The sequence below is a fragment of the Delftia acidovorans NBRC 14950 genome (assembly GCF_001598795.1).
Lineage (GTDB): Bacteria > Pseudomonadota > Gammaproteobacteria > Burkholderiales > Burkholderiaceae_C > Comamonas > Comamonas acidovorans.
On record NZ_BCZP01000052.1, the window covers coordinates 1 to 7763 of the forward strand.

Sequence of the window (7763 nt, forward strand, 5' to 3'; positions counted from 1 at the left end):
GCTGCGCGCCTTCCCCCTCTCTACCCGCTGCGCGGGGGAGGGGGACGACACCCTCGGTGCGGGGCGGCCCTTCCTCGGTGTCCCTGGGATGGGCCGCGCCGGTTTCATGCGCCTGGGTGAAGCGCAAGGCTCTCGAAAGCCGATTCCCAGATTCCCTGCGTTGCTCGCGCCGGGCCCTGTACTTTCCCGCAGGAGCTTTCATGGTCCCCCCACTTTCACTCGCCGTGGCCGCCGACGATGCGCCCGCCACGCACCGCCCCCATCTCCAGCACTTGCTCGACCAGGCCAAGGCGCAAGGCCCCATTCCGGTGGCCGTGGCCTATCCCTGTGATGCGGGCTCGCTGCAGGCCGCCATGCAGGCCGCGCAGGCGGGCCTGATCACGCCGCTTCTGGTCGGCCCCGAGGCACGCATCCGGGCGGCGGCCCAGTCGGCCGGGCTGGATCTGGCGGGCGCGTCCATCCATTCCACCGCCGACGATCCGCGCGCGGCGGCGGCCCAGGCGGCGGCGCTGTGCGGCAGCGGCCAGGCCCGCGCGCTGATGAAGGGCAGCCTGCACAGCGACGAGTTGCTGGGCGCTGCCGTGGCGCGCGAGGCCGGCCTGCGCGGCAGCCGCCGCGCCAGCCATGTGTTCGTGATGGACCTGCCGGGCTTCGAGCGCCCGCTGCTGATGACCGACTGCGTGGTCAACATCTTCCCCACGCTGATGGACAAGCGCGACATTGCGCAGAACGCCATCGACCTGGCCCGTGCCATCGGCATTGCGCGGCCCCGCGTGGCCGTGCTCTCGGCGGTGGAGACGGTCAACCCCGCCATTCCCGGCACCATCGACGCGGCCGCGCTGTGCAAGATGGCCGACCGGGGGCAGATCAGCGGCGCCATCCTCGACGGGCCGCTGGCCTACGACAACGCCATCTCGCTGCGCTCGGCGCATCACAAGGGCATCGTCTCCGATGTGGCCGGCCAGCCCGACGTGCTGCTGGTGCCCAGCCTGGAGGCCGGCAACATGATCTACAAGCAGCTGGTCTACATGGCCGACGCCGAATGCGCGGGCCTGGTGCTGGGCATGCGCGTGCCCATCGTGCTGACCAGCCGTTCGGACTCGGTGGCCAGCCGCATCGCGTCCTGCGCGCTGGCCGTGCTGGCCGATGCGGCGGGCGGCAAGGAGCAGCCATGAGCCAGGTTCAAGCCCCGTTGGCAGCACAGCCGCCCGTGCCGCGCATGCTGCAATGGCTGAAGCTCCTGCCCGGCACGGGCCTGTCGGGCGTGATTGCGCTGGCAGCCACCTTCGTCTCCACGCTGCACGGCGGGCCGCAGCTGCTGTTCGCGCTGTTCTTCGGCGTGGCCTTCCACTTCCTGAGCCAGGACGCGCGCGCCAAGCCGGGCATCGAGTTCTGTGCACGCGGCGTGCTGCGCCTTGGCGTGGGCCTGCTGGGCGCGCGCATCACGGCCACGCAGATCGCGGGCCTGGGCTGGACCACGGCGCTGATCGTCATCGCGGCCGTGGTCACCACGCTGCTGTGCGGCACGCTGCTGGGCCGGCGCCTGGGCCTGACGCGGCCGCAGGGCGTGCTGTCGGGCGGCGCGGTGGCCATCTGCGGCGCCTCGGCGGCGCTGGCCATCTCGTCGGTGCTGCCGCGCGACAAGGACAGCGACCGCTTCACGCTCACCGTGGTGGTCACGGTCACCGTGCTGTCCACGGCCGCCATGGTGCTGTACCCGCTGGTGGCGCGCGCACTGCACCTGCCGCCCGAGCTGGCGGGCCTGTTCATCGGCGGCACCATCCACGATGTGGCCCAGGTGGTGGGCGCGGGCTACACCATCGACCAGGCCACGGGCGACTACGCCACCATCGTCAAGCTGTTCCGCGTGTCCATGCTGGCCGTGGTGGTGGTCATGGTCTCGGCCCTGTTCAAGCGCCAGCGCGAGGCTGCGGCCGAGCAGCACCACGGCAAGAAGCCGGGCCTGGTGCCCTGGTTCCTGTGGGTGTTCGTCGCGCTGGTGGCCATCAACTCGCTGGGCTGGGTGCCGCCGGGCCTGCAGCACCAGTTGAGCGACCTGTCGCGCAACTGCCTGGTGCTGGCCATTGCGGCCCTGGGCCTGAAGACCTCGTTCCAGCAACTGGCCCAGGCCGGCTGGCGGCCTTTTGCACTGCTGGTGGTGGAGACGCTGTGGATGGCGGCCTTCGTGCTGATCGCCATCGAGTTCGAGATGCGGTGAACCCAGGCTCAACACGGCAGTTTTCCAGGGCCCGCCATGCGCGGGCCCTTTTCATTTCTCATGGAACCGGCGCATTTGATGTTCGCGCATCGAGATGATACATTTGCACACAATTTTTTGACGCACATCAACGCCCGACACGAGCCGTGAACGTTCTTCGCAAGCAAGCCGGCAGATTCCGCAGACGCACTGCCATCCAGGTCCTCGCCCTCCTGCGCAGGCAACAACCCCTGCAAGCTGCCTTGCTGCGGCTGCTTCCGTGCCTGCTGCTGCTGGCCGGCTGCGCCGTGCTGCTGGACTCCCTGGTGCCCATCCCGCTGTGGGCCGTCGCCGGCCTGACGGGGGTCATGGCGGGCTACATCGCCCACAACTGCCAGGCGTTTGTTGCATCCCAGCGCAAGAAATCCATGCTGCGCCATCTCGCGCGCTGCTGCCTGCTGCACGCCCAATGAAACACAGGCGCCCGGGTCGTCAGGCACCGCTGCTGGCATAGGCCGTCAGCGCCTGCGCGACCGCCTTGAACACCACGGCGCAGCGCTCGCTCTTGCGCAGGTCCTCATGCATGGCCACCCAGGTATCGAGCTTCCATGAGAATGCCTGCGGCAGCACCCGTACCAGGCACGGGTCCCTGTCCGCCAGCGCCGACTGGCAGATGCCGATGCCAAAGCCAGCGCGGATGGCGCCCAGCTGCGCCAGGTCGCTGTCCGAGCTCAGCGCCATGGCCTCGCGCGTGAACATCGGAAACTGCTGCTGAAACCTGCGGATGAAGGCGTTCTCATGGTCGAAGCCGATCAGCGAATGCCCGGCCAGCTCCTGCAGCGAAGCCGGCACGCCATGCCTGGCCAGATAGCTCTCATGGGCATGCAGCCCCAGTTCGATGGCGCCGATATGGCGGGCCACCAGCGCCTCCTGCTGCGGCCGGAACATGCGCACGGCCACATCGGCCTCGCGGCGCAGCAGGTCATCGACCGCGTTGGACAGCACCAGTTCGATGCGCAGTTCAGGATGGGCCGCGCGCAATTGCGCCAGCACGGGCGGCAGCAGTTCCACGCCCACGACCTCGCTGGCCGTCAGGCGCACCGTGCCGCGCACGCCCGCGCCATGGCTGGCCGCCACGCGTCGCAGCGCGGCAGCCGTCGCGGCCATGCTGGCCGCATAGGGCTGCAATTCATAGGCAGCCTCGGTGGGTGCGAAGCCATCGGACGAACGGGTGAACAGTTGCAGGCCCAGCGCCGACTCCAGCCCGTCGATGTGCCGGCCCACGGTTGGCTGTGCCAAGCCCATGGCCCGGCCCGCCGCTGACAGCGACCCGGACTCCAGCACCTGCAAAAAGCTGCGATACCACTCCCAATGGGGTTCCGACATCACTGATCCATTCATTTATGCATGGACACCAGAAGATTCTAGGCAATTTTCCTTTTGCAGCGTGTTGCGGACACTGGCGTGGTCACCACAGGACCCGCACCATGCCATCCATTGCACTTTTCGGCGCCGCAGGCGCCATCGGCCAGAGCCTGGCCGCCGCGCTCAGACAACAGGGCCGCGCCTATCGCGTGGTCGGCCGCAACGCAGCCAGCCTGCGCCAGACCTTCGGCGCCGATCCCCTGGCCGAGATCGCCACCTGGAACCCGGATGTCGCCGGCTCCATCGAGGCGGCCGCCCACGGCGTCGACACCCTGGTCTACCTGGTGGGCGTTAACTACTGGCAGTTTCAATTGCATCCCGAACTGATGCGCAAGACGCTGGAAGGCGCCATTGCCGCGGGCGTGCGCCGCATCGTGCTGATCGGCACCGTCTATCCCTACGGAAAGGCCCGCACCCTGCCCGTGGCGGAAGACCATCCGCGCGAGCCCCATACCTTCAAGGGCCGCATGCGCAAAGCCCAGGAGGACCTGCTGCTGCAAGCCCATGCACAGGGCCGCATCGAGGCCACCGTGCTGCGCCTGCCCGACTTCTACGGCCCCGGAGTGCACAACAGCCTGCTGCACGGCGCCTTCGAGGCGGCGGCCCACGGCGGCCGGGCCGACATGATCGGCCCGCTGGACAGGCCGCACGAGTTTGTCTATGTGCCTGATGTGGGCCCCGTCGTGGCGCGCCTCATCGACACGCCGCAGGCATTCGGCAGGGTCTGGCACCTGGCTGGCGCGGGGGCGACCACGCAGCGCGACATCGTCTCGGAGATCGAACGCCTGAGCGGCAGGCCGTTGAAACTGCGCGTTGCAGGCAAGACCGCGCTGCGCCTGGCGGGCCTGCTCAGCCCCTTGATGCGCGAACTGGCCGAGATGCACTACCTGCTGACCGATCCGCTGATCATGGACGACTCGGCCCTGCACACCCTGCTGGGCCCCATTGCCAAGACCCCCTACGCCCAGGGCATACGCGCCACGCTGGATGCCGCCAAGGCGGGCGCGGGCTCAGCCGTGAACTCCAGCCCGCAGCAGGCCACGGCCTGAAAACAAAAAAGCCCTGACAGCAGAACTGTCAGGGCCTTTGTCTATCTGGCAGGGGAGGAAGGACTCGAACCCTCGCATGCCGGAATCAAAATCCGGTGCCTTTACCAACTTGGCGACTCCCCTAGAAGACCTAAATTCTAATACGTTTTTTTGGTCGCAAAAAGAAAACGCCTCAGATTCTTTCAACGCGGCGAGGCATCGGGGCCTGCATCACTCCAGCGTGCGGCCTCTTCAAGCAGATGATCTGCCGCCTCCAGAGAAGCTGCCTGCAGTTCTGGATCGTCTTCCATACGCTGCAGCACCTGGTCCACAAGGGCCGGGAACTGCGGATCAGCCTGCAGTGCGTCACCCAGTTCACGCACCAGCGTGGCTTCCATGAACATGCGAAAGGCCTTGCGCCGCCTGTCGGGATCTGCGGCATCCATGCCCTTCAGACGCCGCAGCAAAGGTGCCAGCACGCGGGCGTCGCCCGAGCCCTCCTTCGCAGGGCCACCGGCAGAACGGGCCTGCTCCCCCTGACCTTGCGCCTGCCGCAGCCGCGCCTGTTCCAGAGCCTGGGCCCGGATCAGCGCGGCAATGCCTGAGGCGCCATCAATGCGAGTCATGCGGGACCTTCATCAATGCGCCGGCCCCGACTGCTGGTAGTTGGAGAGCAGTACATGGGCCACACCGTCGTCCGCAGGCGGGGCAGATGTCTCGGGCGAAGGCATCGCCGCCAGCACTCTCTGTATATCTGCCGACATCGCGGGATTGTCCGTGTTGCGCTCCAGGCCAGCCACAAACAATGGCCGAGCCCCATCGAAATCATCGCGCGCCAGCGCCACGAACCCCTGTACCCAATGGGGCAACGGGCTGCTGTCGGGCAACTCGGCAAGTGGCTGCCACGTCAGCAGCGCGGCAGGCACGCGACCATCGCTGAACTGCAGCAGCCCCAGCTGGTAACGCGCCACATGCCATTGCGGACTCAGCAGCAGTGCCGTGGAAATGTGATGTTCCGCACGGCCAATGTCACCCAAGGCAGCGAATTCGGAACCCAGCAAGAAATGCGCGGCGCCCGAATCGGGCTGCTCGGCAATTGCCTGCAGGAACAGCTCGGTGGCGACCGTGCTGTCTCCCTGGGCGCTGGCCTCGAGAGCCTGGTCCAGGGTGGAGAGAGAAGAAAGATTGTCTGATTGGGACATATGGGAGCACCAGGGAGTGCCAGGGATTGGCGGCAGAACGACTTGGAATGGACGGCTGTTGAGCCCTTCACCCCTTTATCCACTCCTGCGGACATCCGTTGAGCAAACCCGGCCAGTTCGCAGGGATTCTATCGCCCGGTCTTTTGCCGTCTTGACACCCTTTCGTCGCCGAAATCCCCATCAAACCAAAGGGTCTTACTCAACAAACCGAACAAGGTCCGGATGCATTGCCTGAATGGGCCCCGAAACCTGCGGAATCCTCCGCCTCCTTTCTCGCGGCCCTCCATGCATATCGATCAAGGGGCACACATGGTTGGCATCGTCAGCGGCAATAGTCTGGGTCTGGGCAACAGCTCTCTGGCCACACTGGGTCAACGCGCCGCACAGGGCAACGCCTCCCAGGGGCGCGGTGGCGAGCAGGTCTTCGTCAACGTCGCCTCCGGCAACCTCGTCATCGCCCACAACGACGACCAGCTCGTGGCCCACGGCGGCGGCTTCCAGGCCGTGCGCACCTACAACAGCCAGGGCCTGCTCAATGACGACAACGCAGACAACTGGAGCGCGGGCTTCTACCGCCGCCAGCTGGTGCTCTCGGGCACTTACGGCCAGGCGGGCAGCACCATCACCCGCACCGAGCGCGATGGCGCAAGCGCCCTGTTCTCCTGGGATGCGGCCTCCAGCAGCTATGTCAGCACCGATGGCGCCGGTGCCTACGACCGCATCGTGCAGCAAGGCTCCAGCTACGTCTTCACCGATGGCGCCACCGGCAACCGCGAGTTCCACGACACCGCCACCGGCCGCCTGGACAAATCCGTGGACGCCAGCGGCAACACCACGGCCTACACCTACGACGCCAACGGCAACATCGCCAAACTGGTCAACCCCAGCGGCGAGTCCATCCAGTACGACTACACGGGCAACCTGCTGACCCGCATCCGGGTGGTCGACAGCCAGGGCGCCACCACCACGCGCACCAGCTATGCCTATGACACGCGCAACCGCCTGTCCCAGGTCACGGTCGATCTCACGCCCCAGGACGGCTCCACGGCCGACGGCAAGCTCTACCGCACCAGCTACACCTACCATGGCGACAGCAACCGCATCGCCACGCTGACCCAGAGCGACGGCAGCCAGCTGAGCATCGACTATGTGCAGGTGGGTTCGGAGTTCAAGGTGTCGTCGCTGCGCGACGCGCTGGGCCAGACCACGCGCTTTGCCTACGACACGGCCACGCGCACCACCCAGGTCACGGACCCTGCCGGCAAGGTCTCCAGCTACGCCTATGACGCCAAGGGCCAGTTGCTGAGCATCACCTCGCCCGCCACCAATGGTGTCTCTTCCGTCCAGCGCTTCGAGTACAACGCCAACGGCGACCTGATCCGCAGCACCGATGCGGACGGGCGCACGGTCTTCATGGCCTATGACGCCAACGGCAACCAGGTGCTGCAGCGCGATGGTGCAGGCAACACCATCACGCGCATCTACAACGCCCAGAACCGCCTGCTCAGCGAGACCGTCTACACCCAGCCCGACCCCGATGGCGACGGCGCAGCCCAGGCCTCGGGCGCGCAGACCACGCGCTATGTGTACGACGATGCCACGGGCCTGCAGCTGCGCTTTGCCATCAGCGCCGAAGGCCGCGTCACCGAATACCGGCGCAATGCCTATGGCGAGGTCGTCAGCACGCTGCAGCACCAGGCGGCGCGCTACGGAGCCGCCGGTGCCTCGACCGAGGCCGCCCTGTCGGCATGGAGCGGGCAGCAGAACCTGCAGCAGCTGCAGCGCACCGACTACGTGCTGGACTTCCGGGGCCAGGCCCAGGTCACCACCACCTATGCCGCCACCGATGCCGCAGGCAACGGGCTGGCGGCCGGCAGCACGGTCACGCGCCATATCTACGACCAGGCCGGG

The 7763-nt window shown here is 67.1% G+C and carries 8 protein-coding genes and 1 tRNA gene; 5 read left to right on the forward strand and 4 right to left on the reverse strand.

The genetic code is table 11. The annotated features are described in order from the left end of the window. Positions 1 to 200 precede the first annotated feature (200 nt). From DA1_RS28915 to DA1_RS28925, 3 genes are all read left to right on the forward strand, one after another. On the forward strand, positions 201 to 1175 hold the full coding sequence (locus tag DA1_RS28915; RefSeq protein ID WP_034390940.1) for a bifunctional enoyl-CoA hydratase/phosphate acetyltransferase: 975 nt from the start codon (positions 201 to 203) through the stop codon (positions 1173 to 1175). Beyond that, positions 1172 to 2218 carry a YeiH family protein gene (locus DA1_RS28920; protein ID WP_013803832.1) on the forward strand — a complete coding sequence of 349 codons (1047 nt, stop codon included), beginning with the start codon at positions 1172 to 1174 and terminating at the stop codon, positions 2216 to 2218. Before DA1_RS28915 ends, DA1_RS28920 begins: the two co-directional genes overlap by 4 nt. Positions 2219 to 2460: 242 nt before the next feature. Beyond that, the gene (locus tag DA1_RS28925) at positions 2461 to 2670 is read left to right on the forward strand and encodes a hypothetical protein (RefSeq protein WP_230590722.1); all 210 of its coding nucleotides are present in this window, start codon (positions 2461 to 2463) and stop codon (positions 2668 to 2670) included. A gap of 19 nt (positions 2671 to 2689) precedes the next feature. On the opposite strand, the gene DA1_RS28930 is transcribed toward DA1_RS28925, so the two are convergent. Next, on the reverse strand, positions 2690 to 3583 hold the full coding sequence (locus tag DA1_RS28930; RefSeq protein WP_034390936.1) for a LysR family transcriptional regulator: 894 nt from the start codon (positions 3581 to 3583) through the stop codon (positions 2690 to 2692). A gap of 101 nt (positions 3584 to 3684) precedes the next feature. Between DA1_RS28930 and DA1_RS28935 the strand changes: the two genes are divergently transcribed. Continuing rightward, positions 3685 to 4671, forward strand: a complete 987-nt coding sequence (locus tag DA1_RS28935; RefSeq protein ID WP_034390934.1) for an NAD-dependent epimerase/dehydratase family protein — start codon at positions 3685 to 3687, stop codon at positions 4669 to 4671. 46 nt (positions 4672 to 4717) lie between these two features. Here the strand turns inward: DA1_RS28935 and DA1_RS28940 are convergent. The 3 genes from DA1_RS28940 to DA1_RS28950 form a co-directional block, all read right to left on the reverse strand. After that, positions 4718 to 4794 (reverse strand) — tRNA-Gln (locus tag DA1_RS28940). 59 nt (positions 4795 to 4853) lie between these two features. Continuing rightward, positions 4854 to 5276: a hypothetical protein gene (locus DA1_RS28945; protein ID WP_051940560.1), complete on the reverse strand. Its 423-nt coding sequence runs from the start codon at positions 5274 to 5276 to the stop codon at positions 4854 to 4856. A gap of 12 nt (positions 5277 to 5288) precedes the next feature. Continuing rightward, positions 5289 to 5852, reverse strand: coding sequence for a tetratricopeptide repeat protein (locus DA1_RS28950; RefSeq protein ID WP_034390931.1), 564 nt, complete (start codon positions 5850 to 5852; stop codon positions 5289 to 5291). Positions 5853 to 6161: 309 nt separating this feature from the next. Between DA1_RS28950 and DA1_RS28955 the strand changes: the two genes are divergently transcribed. After that, a partial coding sequence (locus DA1_RS28955; RefSeq protein WP_062794198.1) for an RHS repeat domain-containing protein occupies positions 6162 to 7763 on the forward strand: 1602 nt, incomplete at its 3' end.